Below are 25,373 nucleotides of genomic sequence, written 5' to 3'. Positions count from 1 at the left end.
TGTAGTTGCTTCATCCCACTCTTTTTTCTTAGCGAATTTGTTCAAAATGTAAATGAACTGCGATATGATCTCCATAACCACTTCTTTCCAAGTCACGTTGTAGACGATAGGAAATGTAGTGTTCTGCAATGGTAATGTAACCTGCACCCAATAAACGATGTTCAACCATAGATTGAATCATACTGATAGTCGCACGTTCCACCTTGGCCTCTTCCAAATCCAAAACCACTTTCTTAGTGACTTGTGCAAGGTTTTGACGCAAATCATCTGTCAATACATAGACAGTCTGAGCTGCTTTTAAGATAGCTTGGTAAATCTTATCTGGATTAAATTCAGCAATTTCTCCATCACGTTTGATTACTTGCATAGGTTTCTCCTTTATTCTTTGTTTTCTTTGACTTCTGCCAGCATTTTTTCTTCTTCTGCTGTCAGTTGATAATGTTCAAGCAAATCCGGTCTGCGTTCATAGGTTTTCTTTAAACTCTCATACAGGCGCCACTGACGAATCTTTTCATGGTGCCCGCTCATCAGAATATCCGGCACAACCATGCCTCGATAATCATAGGGACGTGTGTACTGAGGATATTCGAGCAGGCCTGAAGAAAAACTATCATCTTGGTGGCTAGACTCCTTGCCAATCACTTCTGGAATCAGGCGTACCGTAGCATCAATCATGGTCATGGCCGCCAATTCTCCACCAGTCAGGACATAGTCCCCCAAGGAAATCTCATCTGTCACCAAGGTCTTAATACGCTCATCATAACCCTCATAGTGCCCACAGATAAAGATTAGCTCTTCCTCTTGAGCCAAATCCTCAGCATAAGCCTGATCAAACTGCTTTCCAGCAGGATCGAGGAGAATGACGCGCGGATTTTTCTTTTCAATAGCATCAAAGGCATCGAAAATGGGTTGGGCTCGGAGCAGCATCCCCTGACCGCCCCCGTAGGGCTCATCGTCGACATGGCGGGCCTTTTCAGCATATTCTCGAAAATTATGATACTGAATATCCAAGAGTCCTTTTTCTCGAGCCTTTCCAACGATTGAGTGCTCCAGTGGAGAAAACATCTCTGGAAAAAGGGTTAAAATATCAATTTTCATCGTCTAACCCTTCTAAGATTTCCACATTGACGCGGTTATTTGGAATATCAACATTGAGAACCACTGGTGGGATATAAGGTAAAAGCAAGTCACGTTTACCTTTTCGCTTGACCACCCAGACATCGTTAGCACCTGGTTGCAGGATTTCCTTGATGGTTCCAATCAAGTTATCACCCTCATAGACTTCCAAACCGATAATCTCGTGATAATAAAATTCACCATCGTCTAGGTCATTCAAATCTTCCTCAGCAACCTTGAGACTGTATCCCTTGTACTTTTCGATAGCATTGATATGGTACATATCTTTGAATTTGATAATATCAAAATTCTTATGCTTACGGTGGCTAGCAATGGTCACTGTTTGAACGAACTGATCTTTTTCATCAAACAAGGCCAGCTCAGCCCCTTTTTTAAACCGTTCTTCTGCAAAATCCGTCACAGACAAGACTCGCATCTCACCCTGCAAGCCCTGCGTATTGACGATTTTCCCAACATTAAAGTAGTTCATCTTGTCTCCCGTAGTCTCCTTCTTTCCATCTTATTCTGACAATTCTCGAATAATAGTCCCAATTTTTTCCGATTCTGACCATTGTAAATAATGGTGATTCCCTCCTAAAATGAGTTTAGTATTGGAAGTCCAATATTCTGATTCTCTGTACTCTTTTTCTCTATAAGGCTGACAAAAAACAAATACAGGAATATGAGCTTCTATAGATACATCCTCAAAATCTTCCTCAGTAATCTCTCCAGATATCTGAAATCCTGAATCTTGATTTTCCAACTCTGAGCCTTTTTCTTGCATTATTGCCCAGATTTCTTTATTAGTTTCAGGGCTAAATGTCTCTTGAGTTAAGTTCTTAAAATAAAGTTCAGGACCACACTCGTCAATCAGCCTCATCTGCTCTTCCATTTCTGGATAAGGATTTTCTGAAAAATCAGCAAACATGACTTTTTTAGTGGTCGGTTCCATTGCTACTAAAGCCTGACACTTAATTAGTTTGTTGAGCAATTTACAAGCTAAAATTCCACTCAAACTATGTACACAAAGTATATATTCAGAAATCCCTAATTCTTCAAGTACTTCATAAACCGCATCTGCAAGATTATCTAGATTTTTTCCAGCTTGGTCATGAATCGGACTTCTACCTGTGTTTGGAAAATCAATTGTCAAATAACCAATTGTAGGAGGAAGTTTTTCGATTATAAGTGAAAAATTTTCATAACTTGGTAGCAAACCTGCGCCACTTAAACAAACTATCACTTTCTTTTGCTTTTGATAAGTAACAGAGAGACTACCAATTTCTGTAGATACTTCAATCCTCTTCATAAAGAAATCCACTCATTCTATATAATGAATTATTAAAAATCCTTATCCTTTATTTTATCACGTTCCAAGGATTTTCTCAAGTTGGAGGAAAATACATAGAGGGCCCGCTATAGTCCAAAAAGTGCTAATATTTTCCTCTTTAATGTTAATTTATATTTGAAAGATAAGATATTTACATTCCCGTTATACATATTGCTATAAAATGTATATTCCCCAATTTCACCCTGACTTGTTTTCCATTTCATTCTTAAACTAGGCATATTCTCTGGTAAATTTGTATGAATCAATAAGCATGTATAATTCTTTAAATTTTTAACTGTATGCCGTTTATTATTTACAATCAAACAATCGTTTCTTGAATCATAGTTTAAAGAATAAAATTCTACTATTTCAATATCAATTTCTTTGGGATAAAAAATCAAATGATTAAAAGGTTTGCTACTTATATTATGTGTAAATTCATGAATATAGTGAAAATTTGTATGTAAAGATTCAAACTCGAATGGTTTAATTTCCTTTATTTCAATATTATTGATATAAACCTTATTCTGGAAAGTTATCTTTATAATTACAGCAATAAAAGTCGAAATCTGTAAAATTCGTAATAGCCAATCAATATATACTGACCAATCTATGTTAAAAACACAATCAGTATTCATTCTTTTTTCAGTTTCCTCTCAAAAATCCTTCCAAATTTCGTTCATGCTGATATTTGATAGCCGCCTTTTTGTCTTTTTCAAAAATGGTCTTGGTTAGATCTATGTCGTTGATGGTGGCGATTGCGACAGTGTAGTGAATAATATCAGCAAGTTCTTTTGCTAATTCCTCGTTAGAATCCTGAACGCTCTCTTTTCTACCAGAACGACCATTCAAAACCTCAGCTACTTCTCCGACGTCCTCCACTAACTTCATAAAGAGACCTTCCTCAGTTCGAGACTACTGGTAATGTTCGAGTAAGTAGTCTTGTAATTGTCTAAACGTTAAATCCTTCATATCCTGCTCCTTGCAAAAAAAGCGAGACATTTGTCCCGCCCTTCTTATTTTTCGTCAATAACGATTCTTACTTTTTTGTCTTCAGTTGGGACAGAGTAAACAATCGTTCTTATCGCAGAAATAGTGCGACCCTTACGACCGATTACACGACCCACATCGCTTTGATCAAGATCCAAATGATATTCCAAAAATTCTGGTGTATCTTCAATCTTGATAGTTAAGGCATCTGGTTGTGAAATCAAGGGTTTCACAATCGCAATAATGAGATTTTCAATCGTATCCATCTGTCAACCTACTTTAAACTTATTTTGAGAATTTAGAATCGTGGAATTTCTTCAATACACCTTCTTTTGAAAGGATGTTGCGAACTGTATCTGAAGGTTGAGCTCCATCAGCCAACCATGCAAGAACGCGGTCTTCTTTCAAAGTTACTTGGTTTTCAGCAATAAGTGGGTTGTAAGTTCCAACTGTTTCGATGAAACGTCCGTCACGTGGTGAACGTGAATCTGCTACGTTGATACGGTAGAAAGGTTTTTTCTTAGAACCCATACGAGTCAAACGGATTTTAACTGCCATTTTTAAAGCCTCTTTTCTTATTTTTTATTTCGGTGAAATAGCTGAGCTATTTAGCACATGTTCTATTATAGCAGATTTCTGAAAGGTGTCAAGAAAAAAACTTGACAGACTATAAAATTTTTAAACCTTTTAGAAATTTGTTATATTTTTAAAGACAAATCAGAAAGAGAATATCATAAATACTATTTTAGAAACATTTTATAAAGACCACCAAGTTAAGCCCTTCATATCGCCTGAACGAGATTTGGATACTTGGCTTCTAAATCCCAAGCCCATTCCCAAGAGAAATATCAAGGATTTTAAGAACGATATCTACTAATTAATTTATAAAATATGAATTAATAGATTCTAAATAGGGGAATAATTTAGTTCTGTAAAAATTAACTTCTACACCTACAAAGCTTATTCTGACAGACTTTATAACAGTTTAAGAAAAAAGTAGAGATTCATAGAGTATCTAGATTTTCCAAATAACTGCCATCTTGGCACATAAATTCTTGCTTTCCAAATTCAAATGTGATATATTTATAACATAAAATTTAAGTGTTATATATTTATAACACAAAAAAGGAGTCTATCATGAAAAAAAGTCAAAAAATGCGTGGCCTCATTGCAATGATTGCCGTAGCTCTCTTTATTGATTTTATTGTTTTATTTGGTTCTAATCTTAGTTGGGGACCCAAGTTAGTTATTACTGGTATTTCAGTGTTAGGTCAAATTGTAGCTATTTGGAGCTGGCTACATAAGAGTCAGAAAGGTAAGGGAAAGATTATTTTTGACTTGTCTGCTAAGCTTTACACGATATTTTTGTTTGCAGCAAGCATTTTTTATACAGTAGGAATTTGGGTTGCGACCCCAAGCGAAAGTTCTGGTATTAAAGAATGGATTTTGGGAATTGGCCTCGTTATTGAAGTGATTGCATTTGGTTTTTTCTCTTTAAAAAATGTCAAGGAAACTCCAGACGAACGCTTTTATGCTAATTTAGCAAAGGCAGCTAGCTTGATGTTGGTTTTTATACTAGGCACACTGACGATCCTAGCAGTTATCATTGGGTATATGGGGCCTCTCACTCTTTACATGGGACAGATATTTATTAGCATAGCTGCCTTGATTTGCATCTTTGCGGTTGTCTATTTTATCTTGGAACGTAGAGGATAAGCATGGCCAAAGAAAGCAAAATTATTACTAATCTCAAATCTGTTCGTGAGTCCATAGGCATGACCCAGCAGGAGTTAGCCGACCGCATCGGCATGCGACGCGAGACAATTCTGCACTTGGAAAATAATCGTTACAATCCTTCGCTAGAAATGGCTCTTAAAATTGCTCAAGTTTTTAATCTAAAAGTAGAAGACCTCTTTGAACTCAGACAGCAAGAGGAAACATAATTCTTTTCGAGACCTAGTATTAAGTTCATTGATTAATTAAGAATTGAAGGCAAAAGAAAAAATCCTTTGAAAATGTGCTCTTTTAAAATATAGTAATTCTTTCGAATTAACCTTTACTAATTGTGATTCTTTAAGAGCTTTCTTAAGATCTAGTTCCCAAAATGCTTTGAGTACACTTATGGTATTGATGCCCCTAAACAAGCGACTTTCTGGTTGGCTTCCTCTTAAACTACCTTGTCACTAATATTTGAAATCCACTTCCTTTTAGGGTACAATGGTAGAAATGAATTTTTGAGAGGAATAGAATGAAAAAACTAGCAACCCTTCTTTTACTATCCACTGTAGCTCTAGCTGGATGTAGCAACATCCAACGTAGTTTGCGTGGTGATGACTATGTAGATTCTAGCTTGGCCGCTGAGGAAAGCTCCAAAGCAGCTGCCCAATCTGCCAAGGAGTTAAACGATGCTTTAACAAACGAAAACGCCAATTTCCCACAACTATCTAAGGAAGTTGCTGAAGATGAAGCCGAAGTGATTCTCCACACAAGCCAAGGTGATATCCGCATTAAGCTCTTCCCTAAACTCGCTCCTCTAGCGGTTGAAAACTTCCTCACTCATGCCAAAGAAGGCTACTATAACGGTATTACCTTCCACCGTGTCATTGATGGCTTCATGGTTCAAACTGGAGATCCAAAAGGGGACGGTACAGGTGGTCAGTCCATCTGGCATGACAAGGATAAGACTAAAGACAAGGGAACTGGTTTCAAAAACGAGATTACTCCTTATCTCTATAACATCCGTGGTGCTCTTGCTATGGCTAATACTGGTCAACCAAACACCAATGGCAGCCAGTTCTTCATCAACCAAAACTCTACAGATACCTCTGCTAAACTCCCTACAAGCAAGTATCCAAAGAAAATCATCGAAGCCTACAAAGATGGTGGAAACCCTAGTCTAGATGGCAAACACCCAGTCTTTGGTCAAGTGATTGACGGTATGGATGTTGTAGATAAAATTGCCAAAGCCGAAAAAGATGAGAAAGACAAGCCAACGACTGCTATTACTATCGATAGCATCGAAGTGGTGAAAGACTACGATTTTAAACTCAATGAAAATCAAAGAGCAAACTAGGAAACTAGCCGCAGGCTGCTCAAAGCAGTGCTTTGAGGTTGTAGATAGAACTGACGAAGTCAGTAACATATATACGGCAAGGCGACGTTGACGAGGTTTGAATTTGATTTTCGAAGAGTATTAAATCTTAAAAACCCAAAAATACAGTATCCACATTCGGTACTGTATTTCTTTTACTCTCATTCTTAAGTTAAATTATTAAAATCCCATATTTGGTCCATCCAGCCTTCATAGAAGTCTGGTTCGTGACAGACCATAAGAATCGATCCCTTGTATTCTTTGAGAGCACGTTTGAGTTCATCCTTGGCATCCACATCCAAGTGGTTGGTCGGCTCGTCCAGCACTAAAACGTTGTTTTCACGATTCATCAAGAGACAGAAACGCACCTTGGCTTGTTCCCCACCTGACAAGACCTGAATTTGGCTTTCAATATGCTTGGTTGTCAAACCACAACGAGCAAGGGCTGCACGAACTTCTGCTTGGTTAAGTGCAGGAAAGGCATTCCAGACAGCTTCAAGAGGAGTTTGGCGATTACCGCCTTCTACTTCTTGTTCAAAGTAACCGAGTTCTAGGTAGTCACCACGTTCAACTTCCCCAGCAATTGGCGGGATAATGCCCAAGAGAGACTTCAAGAGAGTTGTTTTTCCAATACCATTTGCCCCGATAATAGCAACCTTTTGATTGCGTTCAAAGGTTAGGTTTAAGGGCTTTGTAAGTGGACGGTCATAACCAATTTGCAAATCCTTGGCTTGGAAGATAAAGCGCCCAGGTGTACGAGCTGGTTTGAAATCAAAGGATGGTTTTGGTTTCTCACTTTGCAGTTCGATAATATCCATCTTATCCAATTTCTTCTGACGGGACATGGCCATGTTTCGTGTTGCAACACGCGCTTTGTTTCGAGCGACGAAGTCCTTGAGGTCCGCAATTTCTTTTTGCTGACGTTCGTAAGCAGCCTCCAGCTGAGATCTCTTCATGGCATAGACTTCTTGGAACTGGTAGTAGTCACCAGAGTAACGCGTCAGCTGTTGATTTTCCACATGATAGACGATATTGATAACATCATTGAGGAATGGAATATCGTGTGAAATAAGGACAAAGGCATTCTCATAGTTTTGGAGATAGCGCTTGAGCCAATCAATATGCTCAGCATCCAAGTAGTTGGTCGGCTCGTCCAACAGCAAGATATCAGGCTTTTCAAGGAGGAGTTTAGCCAAAAGCACCTTGGTTCTTTGTCCACCTGACAAAGAGGTTACATCTGTATCCATGCCAAAGTCCATGACACCAAGGGCACGCGCTACTTCGTCAATCTTAGCATCCAAGGTATAGAAATCACGACTTTCCAGACGGTCTTGAAGTTCGCCAACTTCTTCCATGAGAGCATCAACATCCGCTCCGTCTTCAGCCATTTCCATATAAAGGTCATTGATACGGACTTCCGCTTTGAAAAGCTCATCAAAGGCTGTACGGAGAACATCACGTACCGACTGCCCTTCAGCAAGAACAGAGTGCTGATCCAAGTAACCAGCAGTCACATATTTGGACCATTCAACCTTCCCTTCATCTGGCAGCATTTTACCAGTTACAATGCTCATAAAGGTCGATTTCCCTTCACCATTAGCACCGACCAGACCGATATGTTCTCCTTTGAGAAGACGGAAGGACACATCTTCAAAAATTGCACGGTCACCAAAACCGTGACTCAGATTTTTAACTTCTAAAATACTCATTTTAATTCCTTATCTTGTTTTTATGTAATTGTTTATAGAGGAGCCAAGCCAAATAGCCTCCCAAGGTATTGGTCCACAAATCATCAATCTCAAAGACGCGATTGAAATCAAAGAAAAAGTCCAAGACTAACTGCGTACACTCGATTCCAAGACTCACTAAAAAGCTAAAAAGAAGAACCTTTCTTGTTTTCTGCAAGTTTGGAAAGAGATAAAGGAGTTGGAAAATCAGAGGAAAAAGCAAGAAAACATTAAGGATATTTTGTAGAAAAATCCAACATAATTGTCCCATATCACTCACTTCACCCAGTTTCCAGAAAGAATTGAAAGGAGTCAAAAGAAAAACCAGGCGTCCAAGATGCTGAATACCTGGAGTTTCCACCCCCACGGGAGATTGTTCTTGAGGAGTAAAACAAAAATAGACAATACAAATACTATAGAAAATGACTCCCCAGACCAAAACATGAATATAACTCTTCTTCATCATTAAGGATTGACTGCTGCAACTGCTTTCTGGCGGTCACGTTTCATTGTATTGGAACGCAATTGTCCACAAGCTGCATCAATATCTGTTCCGTGCTCTTGACGAACCACACAGTTAACCCCTTTTTTCTTAAGCGTATCATAAAAGGTCAGGACGCGCTCTTTGGGACTACGGCTATATTGGTCATGCTCACTAACTGGGTTATAAGGAATCAAGTTTACATAAGACAATTTCTTGATATTCTTGAGCAATTCAGCCAATTCCAAGGCTTGTTCTACACCATCATTAACTTCATTGAGCATGATATATTCAAAAGTTACACGACGGTTTGTTGTTTCGATATAATACTCAATAGCAGCAAAGAGTTTTTCAATCGGAAAGGCACGGTTAATCTTCATAATACTTGAGCGCAACTCATTGTTAGGTGCGTGAAGAGAAACGGCAAGATTGACTTGAACTCCTTCATTAGCAAAGTCACGAATTTTATGGGCCAAACCTGAGGTTGAAACCGTAATGTGACGAGCACCGATGGCCATTCCTTTATCATCATTGATAGTACGAACAAAATTCAAGACATTGTTGTAGTTATCAAAGGGTTCACCAATTCCCATGACAACGATATGACTGACGCGTTCGTCCTGACCACGCTCATCAAAGTATTTCTGAACCAGCATGATTTGCGCTACGATTTCACCGTTATTGAGGTCACGTTGTTTCTTAATCAAACCAGAGGCACAGAAGGTACAACCGATATTACAGCCGACCTGAGTGGTCACACAGACTGACAAACCATAGTGTTGACGCATAAGTACAGTCTCAATCAGCATTCCATCTGGCAATTCAAAAAGATATTTAACTGTCCCATCAGCAGACTCTTGCACGATACGCTGTTTCAAGGGATTGACCACAAACTGATCATTAAGCTTAGCAATCAAATCTTTTGATAGGTTGGTCATCTCTTCAAATGACTGGACACGTTTACGGTAAAGCCATTCCCAAATTTGATCTGCATGGAATTTCTTTTCTCCCTGCTCCAAAACCCATTCCTGCATGGTTTGACGTGTTAAACTATAAATTGACGGTTTCATTTCTTCTCCTTATTCTCTACTCACTTCTGACGAATGACAAAATGACGTTGTCCCTTGTCCTTTTTCTGAGAATGCTGGTCTTTCTGACGACGTCTATTTTTCTTATCTGCATTTGGTTTTCGTTTGGTTTGAGTCGGTTTCTTTCCTTTTTTAGAAGGTGTTTCTTCTTCCTTCTTACGCATTTTCTTGTCAAATGATGCTCGCTTAGGGGCTTCATTTTCTAGGACAAAATAGGCACAACCATAACTACAATACTCTAAAAGGTAGTCTTGTAAACGACTGATTTTTTCAAGTTTTTCTTCTGTTCGGTCATCCTTGTAAAAACCTCGTAGGCGAAGCTGTTCATTACTCCAGTCCCCCACGATATAATCAAACTTGGTTAAGACTTCTGAAAAACGCTGATTAAAAGCCGTCACATTAAAGGCATCCTTGATATTTTCCACCAAGGAAAAAGCTATCCCTTCCGTTTCAACCTTGTCCCCGTGTAAATGAAACTCAGGACCAGGAAACTTGTTATAGTTGTATAATTCAGGTGCAATTTCTTTTCGCATAGATATCCTTTTTCACGATTACTTAATACTTTATTCTACCATAATTTCTAGCAGTTAGCACGTTTCTCATAAAAATGAAAAAAGTCTGACGATTTTGTCAGACCAAAATAATACAACCTTAAAAAGAGAAGAACAATTCTTCCCTCCAACTATCATTATTTAGCAGCTGCGTACAATTCATCTACTTTGTTCCAGTTGATCACTGAGAAGAAAGCTTTGATGTAGTCAGGACGCACGTTGCGGTATTTCACGTAGTAAGCATGTTCCCAAACGTCCAAGCCCAAGATTGGTTTTTTACCTTCTGAGATTGGTGTGTCTTGGTTTGCTGTTGAAGTCACTTCAAGCTTCCCTTCTTTGTTGACAACCAACCATGCCCAGCCAGAACCGAAACGAGTTGTTGCTGCTGCAGTGAAGGCTGCTTGGAATTCTTCAAATGAACCAAATGTTGCATCGATTGCTGCTGCCAGTTCTGCTGAAGGAGCTGTTTTCTCAGGAGTCATCAATTCCCAGAAAAGAGCGTGGTTCAAGTGTCCGCCACCATTGTTAATAAGCGCTTGACGGATATCAGCTGGGATAGATTCTACATCAGCAAGCAAGGCTTCAAGGTCTTCACCGATTTCAGGGTGTTTTTCAAGAGCTGCATTGGCATTGTTGACATAAGTTTGATGGTGTTTGTCATGGTGCAAATGCATTGTTTCCGCATCGATGTATGGTTCCAATGCGTCGTATGCATATGGAAGATCTGGTAAGATAATAGCCATCTGTAATACCTCTTTTTCTTTCTATATGAAAATGATAACGTAAACATTCACTTTTTTCAAGTTTTTTGCTTAAAGATAATGAAATCACTGAGATATTTTCTAATAAAAAAGCAAATCAGTAAGAAACCCACGACAAGATAATCTTGACACGGGTTGTAGTTCCAAAAAATATCAATTTATCTGACTAGCAATCTGTAAGAGTGCCTTTTCAAAAAGGAAACTCTTTTCATAAAGACCTGTCTTAATCTGATAGTCTGTCTCAATCAAATAGGAAATAGTTTGCTTCAAAAAGCTCAAGGAAAGTCCTCGTGAATCCCTCAGCGCAAACTTGATTTGATAGGGATTGGGATTGCGTCCGAGAAAGCTACCTAAACTACTTGCAATCTGCGATTCTGTTTGCCCAGATTCCGCCAAAATCTTCACCTGAGTAAAAGTCCGAAATTGTCCTAGCATGACTGCAATCAGTTTAATTTCATCTTCACCTTGCAAGGTCAAGTCTCTAACCAAATCTCGCGCCTGGTCCATCTTTTTAGTCAGAATAAACTGAGTTAAATCAAAAATATTGTCCTGCAAGGTCTTAGGAATAGCATTGACAATATCCTCTTCCTCGATAATAGAGCCTTCCTTATATGACTGTAAAAAGAGGAGATTTTTCTGGATTTCGCTAAATTGAAAACCAGATTTGACGAGAAGATTTTCAAAAGAATGATTGGCAAACTGCAGACCTTGTTTCTGACTCCACTTTTGGAAATACTGGCGCAATTCTTGTTCTTTGGCTTCTACTGCATCGAAGACCTTGGCATCACGCTTAAGTAATTTGACTAACCGTCTTTTGCTATCCAGCTTTCCTTCAGCAAAGATCAACAACTTGGTTGTTGGCGAAGGGTTATCAAGGTATTCTTCAAACGACTTGAGCTCATCATCTGTCAAAAAGCGCTTCTTGGATGTTGTCATGTCGACAAAATGGTCTAATATCACGATTTTCTCATCCGCAAAGAAAGGAAGGCTGACCAACTCCAGTTCCACATCCTTGTAGACCACTTCTTTCATATCAAAGTAGGCAAAGTTGAGATCAGCAGAATCATAGCCAATCTGTCTCAACACTTGACTCTTCATCACTTCAAACTGGCCCTGATTTGTCCCTGTAAAAAGGCTCAGGCTCGGTAAATTTGATAAAGTCAACTTCTGGCTTTCTTCAATAGCTAGCATCTTCTCTCCTTTCTTCTGATTTTTTAATGAATTTAATCGATATAGCGCAATTTCCCACGGAAATCTTCTAGGCTTTCGTACCCTTTTTCCGCCATGATTCCTTTCAGTTCATTGGTAATACGTTCAAAAGCACCGACGCCTTCTTTGTGAAGGGTGGTTCCCACCTGCACCATACTTGCTCCACAGAGGATATGTTCAAAGGCATCACGACCAGTCAACACGCCACCTGTTCCTATGATTTGGATTTGAGGGTTTAAGCGTTGGTAGAAAGCGTGAACATTAGCTAGAGCAGTCGGTTTGATGTACTCTCCTCCAATCCCACCGAAACCATTTTTAGGACGGATAACGACAGACTCGTCTTCTATATAAAGGCCGTTTCCGATAGAGTTGACGCAGTTGACAAACTTAAGAGGATACTTATTGAAAATAGCTGCCGCTTGGTCAAAGTGAACAATATCAAAATATGGTGGCAATTTAATTCCAAGAGGTTTGGTGAAGTAGGCAAATACCTCTGCCAAAATCCGGTCTGTTGTCTCAAAATCATAGGCAATCTGAGGTTTTCCTGGAACATTTGGACAGGAGAGGTTTAGCTCAGTCAGACCACGAAAATCACTCTCTTGGACTTTTTTCAAGATAGTATGGGTTTCCTCTGGAGACATGCCAACTAGAGATAAGAAGAAAGTTCGGTTTGGCTCTTTTTCTTGCAAATCCAAAAGATAATCCAAATAATAGTCTAAGCCATTATTCGGCAAGCCCATAGAGTTGATGGAACCAAGTGGAACATCTTGATAACGTGGCTCAGGATTTCCCTGACGAAAGTCCAAAGTCGCTGTCTTTGTGACAAAGGTTCCTGCCACTGAGTTTTTAACCCCTTCTAACTCCTCTATCGTCATACAAGCCACACCTGCTGCATTCATCAAACAATTGTCAAACTCAAAGCCAGCAATTTGTGATTTTGTTGATACCATGATTCTGATCCTCCAGATTCCTTTTATTGCTAATATTATACCATATTTTCAGATTTTCTCTTTGAGAAAGATATTTACAAGAAAAAGGTTCGTTTTTATCTATTTTCAAAAAGTCTCAAAACTAAATTGATAGAATTTTTAGAAAATTTTTGTTTTTCTCTTTACAGTTAAAAAAAATTCTGCTATAATGACACACATAATTAAATTAGAATTTAAGGAGAACAATATGACATCTGCTAAAGAATATATCCAAAGCGTGTTTGAAACTGTAAAAGCTCGTAACGGGCACGAGGCTGAATTCCTCCAAGCTGTTGAAGAATTTTTCAACACTTTAGAACCTGTATTTGAAAAACACCCTGAGTATATCGAAGAAAATATCTTGGCACGTATCACTGAGCCAGAACGCGCGATTTCTTTCCGTGTTCCTTGGGTTGACCGTGATGGAAACATTCAAGTAAACCGTGGTTACCGTGTTCAATTCAACTCAGCTGTTGGACCATACAAAGGCGGACTTCGTTTCCACCCAACTGTAAACCAAGGGATTTTGAAATTCCTCGGATTTGAACAAATCTTCAAAAATGTCTTGACTGGGCTTCCTATCGGTGGAGGTAAAGGTGGATCAGACTTCGATCCTAAAGGTAAAACAGATGCTGAAGTGATGCGCTTCTGCCAAAGCTTCATGACTGAATTGCAAAAACACATCGGACCATCACTTGACGTACCTGCTGGTGATATCGGTGTTGGTGGACGTGAGATTGGTTACCTTTACGGTCAATACAAACGCCTTAACCAATTTGATGCTGGTGTCTTGACTGGTAAACCTCTTGGATTTGGTGGTAGCTTGATTCGTCCAGAAGCAACTGGTTACGGTTTAGTTTACTACACTGAAGAAATGCTTAAAGCTAACGGTAATAGCTTTGCTGATAAGAAAGTCGTTATTTCAGGTTCTGGTAACGTTGCTCAATATGCTCTTCAAAAAGCAACTGAACTTGGTGCAACTGTTATCTCTGTATCTGATTCAAATGGTTATGTCATCGATGAAAATGGTATCGACTTCGATCTTTTGGTTGACGTTAAAGAAAAACGTCGCGCTCGTTTGACTGAGTATGCAGCTGAGAAAGCAACTGCTACTTATCATGAAGGTTCTGTATGGACTTACGCTGGAAACTATGACATCGCTCTTCCATGTGCGACTCAAAACGAAATCAACGGTGAAGCAGCTAAACGTTTGGTTGCTCAAGGCGTGATCTGTGTATCTGAAGGTGCCAACATGCCAAGCGACCTTGATGCCATCAAAGTCTACAAAGAAAATGGTATCTTCTACGGACCTGCAAAAGCTGCCAACGCTGGTGGTGTAGCCGTTTCAGCTCTTGAAATGAGCCAAAATAGCCTTCGCCTCTCATGGACTCGTGAAGAAGTTGATGGACGTCTCAAAGACATCATGACAAACATCTTCAACACTGCTAAAACAACTTCAGAAACATACGGTCTTGATAAAGACTACCTTGCAGGAGCTAACATTGCTGCCTTTGAAAATGTAGCAAACGCTATGATTGCACAAGGTATTGTTTAAGATTCATTTGCTTAATCCTCAATCGCTCCGATTGGGGATTTTTATATTGAGTTCAAAAAACTCACCATTAACAGTGAGTTTTAACATCAGAATTTATTTTACTTTCATTAGGGCAGATGACAAACATTCAACAATCTCATCAACTGCTTCATCTATGTTTATAGTTCCTTCATCATTCAACATCATGGGAATAAGATAAGAAAAACTCAATGCTAAAATGTATCGAACAATTCTTTCATTTGACCAATTTAGAATAAGTCCTTTTTCTTTAAATTGATTCAAAACAGGGCTAATTGGTTCTATTATAGATTGAATAATAATATTTCCTAACTGGATAGAAAGATTTTTATCAATAAAAGAACGCCCCAAGAGAATTTTAACATGCATTTGATTCTCCTGAATGAAAAAGAGCCTATCTCGAACAATACTTTTTAAAAAGGAAGGAAAAGTTTCTTGATCTACTGTGAATTTTTTTTCTGAGAAATCCGCAATTACTTCTGGAATAACCTGTTCTAGAAAAGTAGATAAAATGGCTTCTAAAATACCTTCCTTTGTTTTAAAGTAACTAAAAACAGTTCCTTCTGACACTCCAGCGCGTTCGGCAATAAGGCTGGACGTTGTATTCTCAAATCCAATTTCTGAGAATAATTTTAAGCTTGATAATAATACTCGACGTTGTTTCAAGCTCAAGTTGCTAACTTCTAACGTCTGAGTATACTTTTGTTCTAAACTTTCCATCGCTAGCACCTCTCTTCTACTCTCTTACTTTTACGACTTTTTTGCCTCGACTGTGTCCCATTTTCAGACTACGATAGGCTTCTCTAACTGACTTTAGAGAAAAGTCATACACTTGATCAATTTTCAGCTGAACCTTCCCGTCTGAGACCATTTCAGCTAAAGTACTAAAATCATCATATGTGGAATGTCTCGGACCAGTAAACTGAGCACCTTTTATCATAACATAGGGAGAAGGTACTAATGTCCCAATAGCTGTCCCCTTCAAGCCTAAACTAAAAGCCAATCTAACATAATCAGATCCATAACAATCCAAAAATTTTGTAATAGGCGTTGGACTAGCTGATAGAAGAGCCTTCTTGATATTCTCTTCGTAACTTACTGGTATGGCACCTAAAGACTTCAGATACTCTGCATTTTTCTTACTTGCTATTCCAATCACTGTCGCCCCCTTAGCAACTGCATACTGTACTGCAATACTTCCAATACCTCCTGCTGCAGCTGAAATAACAACAGTATCTCTTGAATTTAAACCGATTCTTCTAAAAGCTCCACCCACAGTTAGAGCAGCTACTCCCATAGTAGCTGCGTGAGTCATGTCGATCATCTCTGGTTTCAATACAATTTCTGATTCATTGACACAAATTTCTGTTGCTAAAGCTCCCCTCTTAGTTCCCAAACTAGGATCGCTAATCATTGTTCCAAACACCTTATCTCCTACTGAAAACCTAGTTACTTCATTTCCAACGTCTGTAATAACTCCAGAAAAATCTCTCCCCACACCTCTTGGAAATAAAAATGATTTAGATTCAAACCAACGACTTGGTTTCCTTAATTTCGTTATAAAAGATAGAAATCGAAGGGGTTTCGCTCCCTCAAAAGTTTTATAATCAATAGGATTTAAACCAACAGCATGAACTTCTACTCTCACCTGATTTACATCCAAGGCTGTAGAGTCGATCTTTAGCAAATCCAAGACCTCTTCGTTACCGAAACGACTGTACTCTATTGCTTCAACAACCATTTTCTTTACTCCTTAATTTCACAAAAATTGAGTGAATACTCATTTCCATAAATTATACTCTTAATTTGTAAGAAAATCAATATAGCAGATTGAATCTAGAATAGTACGATATGGCTGTTAAAATATTTCTAGAAATTAATTTGACTTTCCTAACCGATTTGTTCACATCTTGTTTCAATTTACTATATTATCGTTTGATAACGATTTATGACATGATACAAATATCCATCATTTCGATTTACCAATATGATTCTTTCAATCTAACTCTCCTCACTTTTAAAGATTCCTTTCCCTTTTTTGCCCCTGGCACATAAAAACCGCTAGTCCTAAGAATAGCGGTTTAATCATGTTTTTAAGCTACTAATGTAGTCGCTCTATTATTTAAGAGTAACTGAAGCTCCAGCTTCTTCCAATTTAGCTTTGATTTCTTCAGCTTCTGCAGTTGCAACGCCTTCTTTAACAAGTGCTGGTGCACCGTCAACAAGTTCTTTAGCTTCTTTAAGACCAAGACCAGTGATTTCACGTACAACTTTGATAACGCCAACTTTTTTGTCGCCTGCAGATGTCAATTCAACGTCGAATGAATCTTTAGCAGCACCAGCGTCAGCAGCACCAGCTGCAGCAACAGCTACAGGAGCAGCTGCAGTTACACCAAATTCTTCTTCGATAGCTTTTACAAGGTCGTTCAATTCAAGGATTGAAGCTTCTTTAATTTCAGCAATAATGTTTTCAATGTTCAATGCCATTGTTATTTCCTCCAAATATGTTTTAAATTTATAATAGATTTTCGTAGCTAGGCTACGCTGCGTAGCTTAAGATTAAGCTGCGTCTTCTTTGTTGTCTGCAACCGCTTTGACTGCAAGAGCAACGTTGCGCACTGGCGCTTGAAGTACAGAAAGGAGCATAGAAAGAAGTCCTTCGCGGTTTGGAAGAGTTGCAAGTGCAAGAATCTCTTCTTTAGATGCGACAGCGCCTTCGATTGCACCACCTTTGATTTCAAGTGCTTCAGCGTTTTTAGAAAAGTCGTTCAAGATTTTCGCTGGTGCGATAACATCTTCGTTAGAAAATGCTACTGCAGATGGTCCAACAAATACAGATGCAAGATCTTCAAGACCAGCTTTTTCAGCTGCACGACGCAAGATTGAGTTTTTAATCACTTTATACTCAACTTCGCTTCCACGAAGCTCACGACGAAGAACTGTATCTTGCTCAACTGTCAAACCACGGGCGTCTACAACGACGATAGATGCAGCAGCTTTCATTTTTTCAGCTACTACGTCAACTAGTTCCGCTTTTTTAGCAATAATTGCTTCACTCATTAGTGTGTTCACCTCCGTTATTATTTTGCTTGGGGAAATTTTTCAAAAGAAAAACGCGCCCAAACCTAGACACGAAAGTACAATACGCTTCTTTTTACATGATACGTTTTGTCCTCGGTAGGATCCTTATGAGTCGAGCTCCCCTACTGTCTTAGGCAGTTTTTTCAAACCGTATATAAGTATAGCATAGTTTAAAAAAGAATGCAAGATTTTTTCAAACTTTTTTTAAATTCGAAAAGTCTCAGTCTCAGACTTAATTCTAGCATAATTCGTCGTCTGAGACTAGCTTCCAGTTTTGGGAGAGAGATGGAAGTTACTTTGATAAGTTACGAAACGTAATTATCAACTTTATTTACTTTTTTTCTTTTATTGGATTTTTTCATATGTCTCACCATTTATGGTCTACACACCTAAAATTTTTCTATAGGTAAGACAAAAAATTTTTAAATAGCTCTACTAACAAAAAGCAAGCTTCATCCTATATTTTAATATAAAATGTTTTCAACCAATTTACTACCTCGCTCTGTCTATGATATTAATATAGCATATTGAATCTAGAATAGCACATTACAGTTGCTAAAATATTTCTAGAAAAAATTGACTTTCTCAATCACTTTGTTCACATCTTATTTCAATCTACTATATTTTACAATAAATAATTATTAAAGACAATAAAAAAACTAAAAACTAATTTAAAATATCTTATACTCAATGAAAATCAAAGAGCAAACTAGGAAGCTAGCCGCAGGCTGTACTTGAGTACGGCAAGGCGAAGCTGACGTGGTTTGAAGAGATTTTCGAAGAGTATTAAAATAATTTTAAGTAACTTTAGTGAGTCTAAGAAAAAACTCCTGGAGTAAAAAATTGCCCTCTATAGAAAAACGAACCAGCTTGACTGATTCGTTTCGTGACTGCTAAGTCCTACTTCCGATACATTTTAAACTGTAGGAAGAGGTCGCTATATTTTCCTGTCCATTTATGGTCAAATTTCTCATAAACTTCTAGGTGTTTCATGGTTTCAGCATCTGGATAGAAGGCCTTGTCTTCTTTTTTCTCCTCTGGGAGCAATTCCTTAGCTGGTAGGTTTGGTGTTGAATAGCCAACATACTCCGCATTTTTGAGAGCATTTTCGGGTTTCAACATAAAATTGATAAAAGCATAGGCTGCATCTTGGTTTTTGACTGTTTTGGGAATAACCATATTGTCAAACCAAAGGTTGCTGGCTTCTGTCGGTACCACATAGCGTAGATTTTCGTTTTTTTCTAGCATTTGGCTGGCTTCACCAGAGAAGGTCACGCCGATTGCAGCGTTATTCTGAATCATGTAGCCCTTCATCTCGTCCGCCACAATAGCCTTGATATTTGGAGTCAGTTTATAGAGCTTATCCACTGTCTCTTCCAACTGCTGGGGATCCTTGGAGTTGAGGCTGTAACCGAGGGAATTGAGCCCCAGACCCAGCACCTCACGCGCCCCATCAAAGAGCATGATAGAGTTCTTATACTCTGGCTTCCAGAGGTCGTCCCAATGTTCAGGCGCTTCCTCTACCATGGTTTCATTGTAGACAATTCCCAAGGTTCCCCAGAAGTAAGGGATAGAGAATTTATTACCTGGGTCAAAGGACTGGTTGAGGAACTCTGGTCCGATATTTTCAAGACCTTCAAGTTTTGAATAGTCAAGCGGTACCAAGAGGTCTTCGTCCTTCATCTTGTTAATCATGTATTCACTAGGTATGGCAATATCGTAGGTCGTTCCACCCTGCTTAATCTTGGTATACATGGCTTCGTTGGAGTCAAAGGTCTCGTACTGCACTTGGATTCCTGTTTCTTCTGTGAATTGCTCCAAGAGTTCTGGATCGATATAGTCCCCCCAGTTGTAGATAACCAGTTTTTGACTATCTCGACTATTGATTTTACTATCTAGATGGGTTGCAATTCCCCACAAGACAAGAATAATCGCTACGATTCCTGCTAAAAATGAATAGAGTTTTTTCATGCTTGCTCCTCCTTCTCACGTGAGATAAAGTAATAGCCAACAACTAGGATAATACTAAAGAGAAAGACGAGGGCAGACAGGGCATTGATCTCTAGCGAAATCCCCTTGCGGGCACGAGAGTAAATCTCGACTGACAGGGTTGAAAAGCCATTTCCCGTTACAAAGAAGGTCACGGCAAAATCATCTAGCGAATAGGTGAAGGCCATGAAGTAACCTGCAATAATAGACGGAGTCAGGTAAGGAAGCATGATTTCCTTAAACATCTGAAATTGACTAGCTCCCAAGTCATAGGCCGCATGAATCATATCTCCGTTCATTTCCTTAAGACGTGGCAAAACCATCAAGACCACGATAGGAATCGAGAAGGCCACGTGACTAGATAGAACGGTCAAAAATCCAAGTGAGAACTTGAGTTGGGTAAAGAGAATCAAGAAGCTGGCACCAATCATAACGTCAGGCGCAACCATAAGGATATTATTGAGTGAAAGAAAGGCTTCTTGGTATTTCTTACGAGACTGATAAATGTAAATAGCACCGAAAGTCCCGATAATAGTCGCAATCAAGGCTGACAGAAAGGCCAAGAAAAAGGTCTGAGTCACAATCAACATGAGACGACCATCGCCAAACATGGTTTTAAAATGGCTCAAGCTAAAACCTGTAAAGCTATTCATGTCGTTGCCTGCATTAAAGGCATAGCCAATCAAGTAAAAAATCGGCAGGTAGAGGACAAGAAAGACCAGTCCCAGATAAAGGTTAGCAAATTTTTTCATCGTTCTCTCCTTTCCTTAGTCACCCACATGGTGATGAACATGGTCAGAATGAGAATCACACCGATGGTTGAACCCATACCGTAGTTGTCATTGGTCAGGAAGTTCTGCTCAATGGCCGTTCCCAGCGTGATAACCCGGTTCCCACCAATCAAACGGGTCAGCATGAAGAGACTCAAGCTTGGGATAAAGACAGACTGTACCCCACTTCTCACTCCATTCATCGATAGAGGGAAGATGACATGACGGAAGGTTTCCCACTTAGTCGCACCGAGGTCATAGCTGGCATTGATGAGGTTGTTATCCATATCGTCCAAGACATTGAAAATCGGCAAAATCATAAAGGGAAGCTCGATGTAGCTTGCGACAAAGATAAAGGAGAAATCGGTAAAGAGCAACTGCTGCGAACCGATTCCGATAAATTCCAAGAATTGGTTAATAGAGCCATTCTGACCAAAAATCCCGATAAAGGCATAGGCCTTGAGGAGCAAATTGATCCAGGTTGGCAGGATAATCAGCATGAGCCAGAGTTGACGGTGCTTGAGGCGGGTCAAAAAGAGGGCTGTCGGATAGCTGATAAGGAGGGTTACAAAGGTCACAATTCCTGCATAAAGCACTGAGTTGAAACTCATTTTGAGATAGGTCAAGTTTTGTGACGCAAAGTAGGATTTATAGTTTTCTAAACTAAACTGGCCTTCGATGTTGAAAAAGGATTGACCGAAAATCAAGACCAAGGGTGCTAATACAAAGAGGGCAATCCAAAGCATGTAGGGCACTACAAAGAGTTTAGAGCTTGTTTTCTTCATCTCTTTCCTCCTCGATTGCATTAATCAGACCTGCTTCTTGCTCTTCGATTTCTACGTATTCTTCGATACGAGCATCAAACTCCTCCTCGGTTTCGTTGAGACGCATGATGTGGATGTCTTCTGGTTCAAAGTCCAGACCGATTTCCTCACCCACGATAGCCTTACGGGTTGAGTGGATCATCCATTCATTTCCAAGTTCGTCATAGGCGATAATTTCATAGTGAACTCCACGGAAGAGCTGAGTATCCACCTTAACTTGGAGCTTGCCTTCTTCAGGAAGGGTAATCCGCAAGTCCTCTGGACGAATAACGACCTCAACAGGTTCATTTGGTTTCATCCCCCCATCGACCGCTTCGAAGCGTTTGCCGTTAAACTCAACCAAGTAGTCCTCAATCATGGTTCCTGGCAAGATATTTGACTCACCGATAAAGGTCGCAACAAAATGGTTAATCGGCTCGTCGTAGATGTCCACAGGTGTTCCAGACTGGACAATCTCGCCATCATTCATAACGAAAATCCAGTCACTCATGGCAAGGGCTTCTTCCTGATCGTGAGTGACAAAGACAAAAGTAATCCCCAATCGTTGTTGCAGTTCCCGCAGTTCGTACTGCATGTCTGTTCGCAATTTCAAGTCCAGCGCTGATAAAGGCTCGTCCAACAAAACCACACGAGGTTGGTTGATGATGGCACGGGCAATAGCCACACGCTGACGTTGTCCTCCAGAGAGTTTACGGATGGAACGTCTTTCATAACCTTCCAACTGAACCATCTTGAGAACTTCCGCTACGCGCTTCTCGATTTCTTTCTTGTCAATTTTACGCAAGCGGAGTGGAAAGGCAACATTTTCAAACACATTCATATGTGGAAACAAGGCATAGGATTGAAAGACCGTATGGACGTCTCGCTTGTTGGTTGGGATGTCATTGATACGGACACCGTCTAGTAAAATATCTCCTGTCGTCGCATCCAGTAAACCTGCAATAATGTTTAGGATGGTTGATTTCCCTGAACCAGATGCGCCTAGAAGGGTATAGAATTTCCCTTCTTCCAACTCAAAGTTGATGTCTTTGAGAACCTTGGTGTTGCTGTCTTCAAAAACTTTTGAGACGTTTTTGAATTCAATAATTGGTTTTTTCAATTGTCATTTATTCCTTCTTTTTCATAGATTAACAGATCAGGGCTCTGTCAGGCCACTACTACCTCGTGTAGGAGATTAAACTGCCTACATTCTTCTGCACTAACGATAGGCTTTCACCCCCTTTCCATGACATAGCAGCAGCTTTTCAACTACAGCTTCCTACTTGCTTTCACCTAAAATACGGACTTCTCTCTCAAGAGTAACGCCAGAGTGTTCCTTGACTTTTTCGATAACAAACTCAATCAAGTCTTCGTAGTCTTTGGCCGTTCCGTCAGCAACATTGATCATAAATCCTGCATGCTTTTCTGACACTTCTACGCCACCGATACGATAGCCTTTCAAGCCAGCTTCTGAAATTAACTGACCTGCAAAATGCCCGACTGGACGCTTAAAGACCGAGCCACAAGATGGGTATTCCAAAGGTTGCTTGAGTTCACGCAGGTGCGTCAAGCGATCCATTTCTTGCTTGATAACCTGATGGGTTCCTGGGGCTAGGGCAAATTTAGCTGACAAGACAACTGCACCAGACTCCTGAATGGCTGAATGGCGGTAACCAAAAGCCAAATCCTTGACAGACAGGGTCTCGATTTCTCCATCCTTGGTCAAGACCTTACAAGACTGCAATATGTGAGCAATCTCGCCACCATAGGCACCTGCATTCATGAAAACAGCTCCACCGACGCTCCCTGGAATGCCACAAGCAAACTCAAAACCAGTCAAACTATGACGAAGGGCAATGCGAGTTGTTTCAATCAAGTTAGCACCAGCTTCAGCTTCGATGGTATAGCCATCAACGGAAACATTATTGAGCTTGTCACACAAGATGACAAATCCACGAATCCCACCATCACAAACAATGATGTTGCTAGCATTTCCAAGAACCATCCAAGGGATATTTTCTTGATTGGCAAATTTAACAACACGAGCCAACTCAAAACGATTTCGTGGAAAGACCAAATAATCGGCCTCTCCACCTACTTTTGTATAACTATAGCTATGCAAGGGTTCCTTGAAACGGATATCAATTCCTTCTAAGATTTCAAGCATTTTTTCTCTTACAGACATGTTACTCTTCCTTTTACAAAATTCATTCCATTATACCATTTTTAAGACCATTTGACGACCCTAAAAAAATCTTGGACTTATTTTAAACAAAAAAGAGGTTACCCCCTTTTTCTTATGATTTTTTACAAAAGATTGCCTTGGTTCCATAGGCGACCAGAATGAGCTCAACTGCTAGGACCACTTCAACCAAGACTGGATTGGTCAACCAGCCAACTTGGACTAGAGATGGTGCTAGGTCAAAGAAGGCGTGTAGGCCATAGGCTGCTAGGAGATAAATCCATTTCTTCTGGCGAACAGCTTGGTAAACCCAAACAGTCAAGAGTAATTGGAAACCTAGGGCCAAGATTCTCTCAAAACCAAGCAAGTAAATTTGCCAGACTGATAGCGACTGGATAGTCTTCAACATATTTTCAGACAGTAATTGCATGACCTGTGGATTCTGAGTTTGAACTGCTGAGAGAACGATGTAGAGATTAATCAAACTAGTAAGACCTAGGAAAATCAACTCCAAGCCACCATGTCCCAGTCCATAGGCCAAGGCATCTGCCTTTTCCAAACTTCTCTTTTTCTCCAACCATTTGAAGAAAACAAGTCGAGCAGTTTCCTCAAAAAATGCTGCCATGGCTAGTCCATAGATGATATAGACAAGCGGATGGTCTTGCAAGAGGGCAATACTACCGTCTTTTTGAGGATGTAAAACCAAGATATGCACCAGTTTTTCTAAAATCTGTGAAGAGACAAAGAAAGCAACAGCCCCCAAGCCCAAGACAGCTAGATTAATCTGGTATTTCTTTTTAGCATACCAAATGCTCCCTATCAAGAAAGCCAGCAACAGCAACATGGTAATGATAATATGAATGGTCATTTTCTTCTCCTATTCCGCCTTTTCAATATCTTTTTTCATCTCGTCAACATTGAACTTAGCAAACAAGTATTGACGGTCTTGTACTGGGAAACGTTGGTCCAACTGGTCCACTGCTCCTACCTCGATAATGCCTTCCTTGATGACAAAGTCCATGACATGTCCACCGAAGGTCAAGTCATCTGAGATAAAGTGTAGATGGTAGCCTGCCACACTGACTCCATGGAAAATCTCTGGCGTCCAGAAACCAACAATGGTCCCTGCCACATTGTCACGACTATATTCCGGTTGATGGGTTGCGACCTCAGCAAACTTGGTATCTGGTGTCGACTTAGGAATCATGCGCACATGCATATGCGAAAATTCCCCACGAATCTTGATAGAGCGGAAAAGATTTTCCCCATCATAATAAGACTCGATTCGCTCTTCCAATTCCTTGTCTGTCATCTCAAAGCGCTGGCGAAAAATGACCTCTGCCTGATGCGGTACCACTGCTGCGTAAGGAATAAGGGCATCTGGTGATACTTCTACAATTTCTGGTTGTTCTCCTGAGCCTTTGGCCTGATAGGCCTTGCCATCTAAGACAATCAATTCTCCATCAATGGAATCCAAGGTTCCCAAACCAAGGTCACCATGCTCTAGCAATTCTCCCACTGTCATGGTACCACCATAAAGGCCGGCCATCAAGGCTCCAAGGGTATTGTATTGAAATAATTTCACTGGTTCCTGCACGTTCTTATCCATTCACTTTCTTGTCTGTTATACTCAATGAAAATCAAAGAGCAAACTAGGAAGCGA

The 25,373-nt window shown here is 39.8% G+C and carries 29 protein-coding genes, 1 pseudogene and 1 other annotated feature; of the genes and pseudogenes, 4 read left to right on the top strand and 26 right to left on the bottom strand.

Annotated elements, in window-relative coordinates:
- Nucleotides 1–28: 28 nt before the first annotated feature.
- From SMSK597_RS06320 to rpsP, 8 genes and pseudogenes are all read right to left on the bottom strand, one after another.
- Nucleotides 29–367, bottom strand: coding sequence for an ATP cone domain-containing protein (locus tag SMSK597_RS06320; protein WP_001196040.1), 339 nt, complete (start codon nucleotides 365–367; stop codon nucleotides 29–31).
- A gap of 11 nt (nucleotides 368–378) precedes the next feature.
- Nucleotides 379–1,098, bottom strand: a complete 720-nt coding sequence (gene trmD / locus SMSK597_RS06315) for a tRNA (guanosine(37)-N1)-methyltransferase TrmD (RefSeq protein ID WP_000686931.1) — start codon at nucleotides 1,096–1,098, stop codon at nucleotides 379–381.
- Entirely contained in the window at nucleotides 1,088–1,606 is a 519-nt protein-coding gene (gene rimM / locus SMSK597_RS06310; RefSeq protein ID WP_001105884.1) for a ribosome maturation factor RimM, read from the bottom strand. Before rimM ends, trmD begins: the two co-directional genes overlap by 11 nt.
- 30 nt (nucleotides 1,607–1,636) lie before the next feature.
- Nucleotides 1,637–2,425, bottom strand: a complete 789-nt coding sequence (locus tag SMSK597_RS06305; protein WP_000821030.1) for an alpha/beta fold hydrolase — start codon at nucleotides 2,423–2,425, stop codon at nucleotides 1,637–1,639.
- Between the two features lie 107 nt (nucleotides 2,426–2,532).
- A complete protein-coding gene (locus SMSK597_RS06300) occupies nucleotides 2,533–3,084 on the bottom strand; it encodes a hypothetical protein (RefSeq protein WP_001090610.1) in 552 nt (183 codons plus the stop codon).
- 7 nt (nucleotides 3,085–3,091) lie between these two features.
- Nucleotides 3,092–3,418 (bottom strand): annotated as a pseudogene (locus SMSK597_RS06295) (MazG nucleotide pyrophosphohydrolase domain-containing protein).
- Between the two features lie 44 nt (nucleotides 3,419–3,462).
- Nucleotides 3,463–3,702, bottom strand: a complete 240-nt coding sequence (gene kphA / locus SMSK597_RS06290) for an RNA-binding protein KphA (protein WP_000379617.1) — start codon at nucleotides 3,700–3,702, stop codon at nucleotides 3,463–3,465.
- 19 nt (nucleotides 3,703–3,721) lie between these two features.
- Entirely contained in the window at nucleotides 3,722–3,994 is a 273-nt protein-coding gene (rpsP, locus tag SMSK597_RS06285) for a 30S ribosomal protein S16 (protein WP_000268759.1), read from the bottom strand.
- 579 nt (nucleotides 3,995–4,573) lie between these two features.
- Between rpsP and SMSK597_RS06280 the strand changes: the two genes are divergently transcribed.
- From SMSK597_RS06280 to SMSK597_RS06270, 3 genes are all read left to right on the top strand, one after another.
- Nucleotides 4,574–5,152, top strand: a complete 579-nt coding sequence (locus SMSK597_RS06280; protein ID WP_000749553.1) for a hypothetical protein — start codon at nucleotides 4,574–4,576, stop codon at nucleotides 5,150–5,152.
- 2 nt (nucleotides 5,153–5,154) lie between these two features.
- Complete coding sequence (locus SMSK597_RS06275) at nucleotides 5,155–5,379, top strand: helix-turn-helix transcriptional regulator (protein ID WP_001041095.1); 225 nt, start codon at nucleotides 5,155–5,157, stop codon at nucleotides 5,377–5,379.
- Nucleotides 5,380–5,684: 305 nt separating this feature from the next.
- Nucleotides 5,685–6,509: a peptidylprolyl isomerase gene (locus SMSK597_RS06270; protein WP_000731903.1), complete on the top strand. Its 825-nt coding sequence runs from the start codon at nucleotides 5,685–5,687 to the stop codon at nucleotides 6,507–6,509.
- A 185-nt stretch (nucleotides 6,510–6,694) separates the two neighbouring features.
- Here the strand turns inward: SMSK597_RS06270 and SMSK597_RS06265 are convergent, their stop codons facing one another.
- The 7 genes from SMSK597_RS06265 to SMSK597_RS06235 form a co-directional block, all read right to left on the bottom strand.
- Nucleotides 6,695–8,236 carry an ABC-F family ATP-binding cassette domain-containing protein gene (locus SMSK597_RS06265; RefSeq protein ID WP_000025385.1) on the bottom strand — a complete coding sequence of 514 codons (1,542 nt, stop codon included), beginning with the start codon at nucleotides 8,234–8,236 and terminating at the stop codon, nucleotides 6,695–6,697.
- A 1-nt stretch (nucleotide 8,237) separates the two neighbouring features.
- Nucleotides 8,238–8,720 (bottom strand): VanZ family protein, encoded by a 483-nt coding sequence (locus SMSK597_RS06260; protein ID WP_000976570.1) that lies wholly within the window; start codon nucleotides 8,718–8,720, stop codon nucleotides 8,238–8,240.
- Complete coding sequence (rlmN, locus tag SMSK597_RS06255) at nucleotides 8,720–9,805, bottom strand: dual-specificity RNA methyltransferase RlmN (RefSeq protein WP_000804757.1); 1,086 nt, start codon at nucleotides 9,803–9,805, stop codon at nucleotides 8,720–8,722. Before rlmN ends, SMSK597_RS06260 begins: the two co-directional genes overlap by 1 nt.
- 20 nt (nucleotides 9,806–9,825) lie before the next feature.
- Nucleotides 9,826–10,356 (bottom strand): YutD family protein, encoded by a 531-nt coding sequence (locus SMSK597_RS06250; RefSeq protein ID WP_001224354.1) that lies wholly within the window; start codon nucleotides 10,354–10,356, stop codon nucleotides 9,826–9,828.
- A gap of 155 nt (nucleotides 10,357–10,511) precedes the next feature.
- Complete coding sequence (gene sodA / locus SMSK597_RS06245; protein ID WP_000974733.1) at nucleotides 10,512–11,117, bottom strand: superoxide dismutase SodA; 606 nt, start codon at nucleotides 11,115–11,117, stop codon at nucleotides 10,512–10,514.
- A gap of 171 nt (nucleotides 11,118–11,288) precedes the next feature.
- Nucleotides 11,289–12,326: a DNA polymerase III subunit delta gene (gene holA / locus SMSK597_RS06240; RefSeq protein WP_000879659.1), complete on the bottom strand. Its 1,038-nt coding sequence runs from the start codon at nucleotides 12,324–12,326 to the stop codon at nucleotides 11,289–11,291.
- Nucleotides 12,327–12,358: 32 nt separating this feature from the next.
- Nucleotides 12,359–13,294 carry a dihydroorotate oxidase gene (locus SMSK597_RS06235; protein ID WP_000255146.1) on the bottom strand — a complete coding sequence of 312 codons (936 nt, stop codon included), beginning with the start codon at nucleotides 13,292–13,294 and terminating at the stop codon, nucleotides 12,359–12,361.
- Between the two features lie 226 nt (nucleotides 13,295–13,520).
- On the opposite strand from SMSK597_RS06235, the gene gdhA reads away from it, so the two are divergent.
- Nucleotides 13,521–14,867 carry an NADP-specific glutamate dehydrogenase gene (gdhA, locus tag SMSK597_RS06230; protein ID WP_000199526.1) on the top strand — a complete coding sequence of 449 codons (1,347 nt, stop codon included), beginning with the start codon at nucleotides 13,521–13,523 and terminating at the stop codon, nucleotides 14,865–14,867.
- A 93-nt stretch (nucleotides 14,868–14,960) separates the two neighbouring features.
- Here gdhA and SMSK597_RS06225 read toward each other — a convergent pair whose 3' ends face one another.
- The 11 genes from SMSK597_RS06225 to budA all read right to left on the bottom strand — a co-directional run bounded on the left by SMSK597_RS06225 (nucleotide 14,961) and on the right by budA (nucleotide 25,319).
- Nucleotides 14,961–15,605: a TetR/AcrR family transcriptional regulator gene (locus tag SMSK597_RS06225; RefSeq protein ID WP_000444599.1), complete on the bottom strand. Its 645-nt coding sequence runs from the start codon at nucleotides 15,603–15,605 to the stop codon at nucleotides 14,961–14,963.
- Nucleotides 15,606–15,621: 16 nt separating this feature from the next.
- A complete protein-coding gene (locus SMSK597_RS06220) occupies nucleotides 15,622–16,626 on the bottom strand; it encodes an NADP-dependent oxidoreductase (protein WP_000259675.1) in 1,005 nt (334 codons plus the stop codon).
- 377 nt (nucleotides 16,627–17,003) lie between these two features.
- Nucleotides 17,004–17,372, bottom strand: a complete 369-nt coding sequence (gene rplL, locus SMSK597_RS06215; RefSeq protein WP_001196965.1) for a 50S ribosomal protein L7/L12 — start codon at nucleotides 17,370–17,372, stop codon at nucleotides 17,004–17,006.
- Between the two features lie 72 nt (nucleotides 17,373–17,444).
- A complete protein-coding gene (gene rplJ / locus SMSK597_RS06210) occupies nucleotides 17,445–17,945 on the bottom strand; it encodes a 50S ribosomal protein L10 (RefSeq protein ID WP_001287277.1) in 501 nt (166 codons plus the stop codon).
- A gap of 38 nt (nucleotides 17,946–17,983) precedes the next feature.
- Nucleotides 17,984–18,119: a sequence feature (ribosomal protein L10 leader region), on the bottom strand.
- Nucleotides 18,120–18,866: 747 nt separating this feature from the next.
- Nucleotides 18,867–19,937, bottom strand: a complete 1,071-nt coding sequence (locus SMSK597_RS06205) for an ABC transporter substrate-binding protein (protein ID WP_000737958.1) — start codon at nucleotides 19,935–19,937, stop codon at nucleotides 18,867–18,869.
- Entirely contained in the window at nucleotides 19,934–20,707 is a 774-nt protein-coding gene (locus SMSK597_RS06200; RefSeq protein WP_000712740.1) for an ABC transporter permease, read from the bottom strand. The genes SMSK597_RS06205 and SMSK597_RS06200 overlap by 4 nt, the downstream gene beginning before the upstream one ends.
- Nucleotides 20,704–21,510, bottom strand: a complete 807-nt coding sequence (locus SMSK597_RS06195; RefSeq protein WP_000753801.1) for an ABC transporter permease — start codon at nucleotides 21,508–21,510, stop codon at nucleotides 20,704–20,706. The genes SMSK597_RS06200 and SMSK597_RS06195 overlap by 4 nt, the downstream gene beginning before the upstream one ends.
- Entirely contained in the window at nucleotides 21,491–22,648 is a 1,158-nt protein-coding gene (locus SMSK597_RS06190; protein WP_000742897.1) for an ABC transporter ATP-binding protein, read from the bottom strand. The genes SMSK597_RS06195 and SMSK597_RS06190 overlap by 20 nt, the downstream gene beginning before the upstream one ends.
- Nucleotides 22,649–22,807: 159 nt before the next feature.
- Nucleotides 22,808–23,713, bottom strand: a complete 906-nt coding sequence (gene murB / locus SMSK597_RS06185) for a UDP-N-acetylmuramate dehydrogenase (RefSeq protein WP_000116173.1) — start codon at nucleotides 23,711–23,713, stop codon at nucleotides 22,808–22,810.
- Between the two features lie 112 nt (nucleotides 23,714–23,825).
- Nucleotides 23,826–24,578, bottom strand: a complete 753-nt coding sequence (locus SMSK597_RS06180; protein ID WP_000152236.1) for a YhfC family intramembrane metalloprotease — start codon at nucleotides 24,576–24,578, stop codon at nucleotides 23,826–23,828.
- Between the two features lie 9 nt (nucleotides 24,579–24,587).
- Nucleotides 24,588–25,319, bottom strand: a complete 732-nt coding sequence (budA, locus tag SMSK597_RS06175) for an acetolactate decarboxylase (protein ID WP_000360314.1) — start codon at nucleotides 25,317–25,319, stop codon at nucleotides 24,588–24,590.
- Nucleotides 25,320–25,373: the final 54 nt, after the last annotated feature.

Source organism: Streptococcus mitis SK597 (assembly GCF_000148545.1).
GTDB classification, from domain to species: Bacteria; Bacillota; Bacilli; order Lactobacillales; family Streptococcaceae; genus Streptococcus; species Streptococcus mitis_C.
Note: the sequence above shows the minus strand (reverse complement) of the source record. Positions and strands in the feature narration are given on the sequence as shown.

Bases quoted from the DNA above. Each gene is read 5' to 3' on its own strand.
- gdhA (WP_000199526.1), top strand. From the start codon at position 13,521: ATGACATCTGCTAAAGAATATATCCAAAGCGTGTTTGAAACTGTAAAA.
- SMSK597_RS06320 (WP_001196040.1), bottom strand. From the start codon at position 367: ATGCAAGTAATCAAACGTGATGGAGAAATTGCTGAATTTAATCCAGAT.
- kphA (WP_000379617.1), bottom strand. From the start codon at position 3,702: ATGGATACGATTGAAAATCTCATTATTGCGATTGTGAAACCCTTGATT.
- budA (WP_000360314.1), bottom strand. From the start codon at position 25,319: ATGGATAAGAACGTGCAGGAACCAGTGAAATTATTTCAATACAATACC.
- SMSK597_RS06195 (WP_000753801.1), bottom strand. From the start codon at position 21,510: ATGAAGAAAACAAGCTCTAAACTCTTTGTAGTGCCCTACATGCTTTGG.
- SMSK597_RS06250 (WP_001224354.1), bottom strand. From the start codon at position 10,356: ATGCGAAAAGAAATTGCACCTGAATTATACAACTATAACAAGTTTCCT.
- rlmN (WP_000804757.1), bottom strand. From the start codon at position 9,805: ATGAAACCGTCAATTTATAGTTTAACACGTCAAACCATGCAGGAATGG.
- SMSK597_RS06200 (WP_000712740.1), bottom strand. From the start codon at position 20,707: ATGAAAAAATTTGCTAACCTTTATCTGGGACTGGTCTTTCTTGTCCTC.
- rimM (WP_001105884.1), bottom strand. From the start codon at position 1,606: ATGAACTACTTTAATGTTGGGAAAATCGTCAATACGCAGGGCTTGCAG.
- SMSK597_RS06220 (WP_000259675.1), bottom strand. From the start codon at position 16,626: ATGGTTGTTGAAGCAATAGAGTACAGTCGTTTCGGTAACGAAGAGGTC.
- sodA (WP_000974733.1), bottom strand. From the start codon at position 11,117: ATGGCTATTATCTTACCAGATCTTCCATATGCATACGACGCATTGGAA.
- rplJ (WP_001287277.1), bottom strand. From the start codon at position 17,945: ATGAGTGAAGCAATTATTGCTAAAAAAGCGGAACTAGTTGACGTAGTA.
- SMSK597_RS06270 (WP_000731903.1), top strand. From the start codon at position 5,685: ATGAAAAAACTAGCAACCCTTCTTTTACTATCCACTGTAGCTCTAGCT.
- SMSK597_RS06235 (WP_000255146.1), bottom strand. From the start codon at position 13,294: ATGGTATCAACAAAATCACAAATTGCTGGCTTTGAGTTTGACAATTGT.
- murB (WP_000116173.1), bottom strand. From the start codon at position 23,713: ATGTCTGTAAGAGAAAAAATGCTTGAAATCTTAGAAGGAATTGATATC.
- SMSK597_RS06275 (WP_001041095.1), top strand. From the start codon at position 5,155: ATGGCCAAAGAAAGCAAAATTATTACTAATCTCAAATCTGTTCGTGAG.
- SMSK597_RS06265 (WP_000025385.1), bottom strand. From the start codon at position 8,236: ATGAGTATTTTAGAAGTTAAAAATCTGAGTCACGGTTTTGGTGACCGT.
- SMSK597_RS06180 (WP_000152236.1), bottom strand. From the start codon at position 24,578: ATGACCATTCATATTATCATTACCATGTTGCTGTTGCTGGCTTTCTTG.
- rplL (WP_001196965.1), bottom strand. From the start codon at position 17,372: ATGGCATTGAACATTGAAAACATTATTGCTGAAATTAAAGAAGCTTCA.
- trmD (WP_000686931.1), bottom strand. From the start codon at position 1,098: ATGAAAATTGATATTTTAACCCTTTTTCCAGAGATGTTTTCTCCACTG.
- SMSK597_RS06280 (WP_000749553.1), top strand. From the start codon at position 4,574: ATGAAAAAAAGTCAAAAAATGCGTGGCCTCATTGCAATGATTGCCGTA.
- SMSK597_RS06225 (WP_000444599.1), bottom strand. From the start codon at position 15,605: ATGGAAAGTTTAGAACAAAAGTATACTCAGACGTTAGAAGTTAGCAAC.
- SMSK597_RS06260 (WP_000976570.1), bottom strand. From the start codon at position 8,720: ATGATGAAGAAGAGTTATATTCATGTTTTGGTCTGGGGAGTCATTTTC.
- SMSK597_RS06305 (WP_000821030.1), bottom strand. From the start codon at position 2,425: ATGAAGAGGATTGAAGTATCTACAGAAATTGGTAGTCTCTCTGTTACT.
- SMSK597_RS06205 (WP_000737958.1), bottom strand. From the start codon at position 19,937: ATGAAAAAACTCTATTCATTTTTAGCAGGAATCGTAGCGATTATTCTT.
- rpsP (WP_000268759.1), bottom strand. From the start codon at position 3,994: ATGGCAGTTAAAATCCGTTTGACTCGTATGGGTTCTAAGAAAAAACCT.
- holA (WP_000879659.1), bottom strand. From the start codon at position 12,326: ATGCTAGCTATTGAAGAAAGCCAGAAGTTGACTTTATCAAATTTACCG.
- SMSK597_RS06300 (WP_001090610.1), bottom strand. From the start codon at position 3,084: ATGAATACTGATTGTGTTTTTAACATAGATTGGTCAGTATATATTGAT.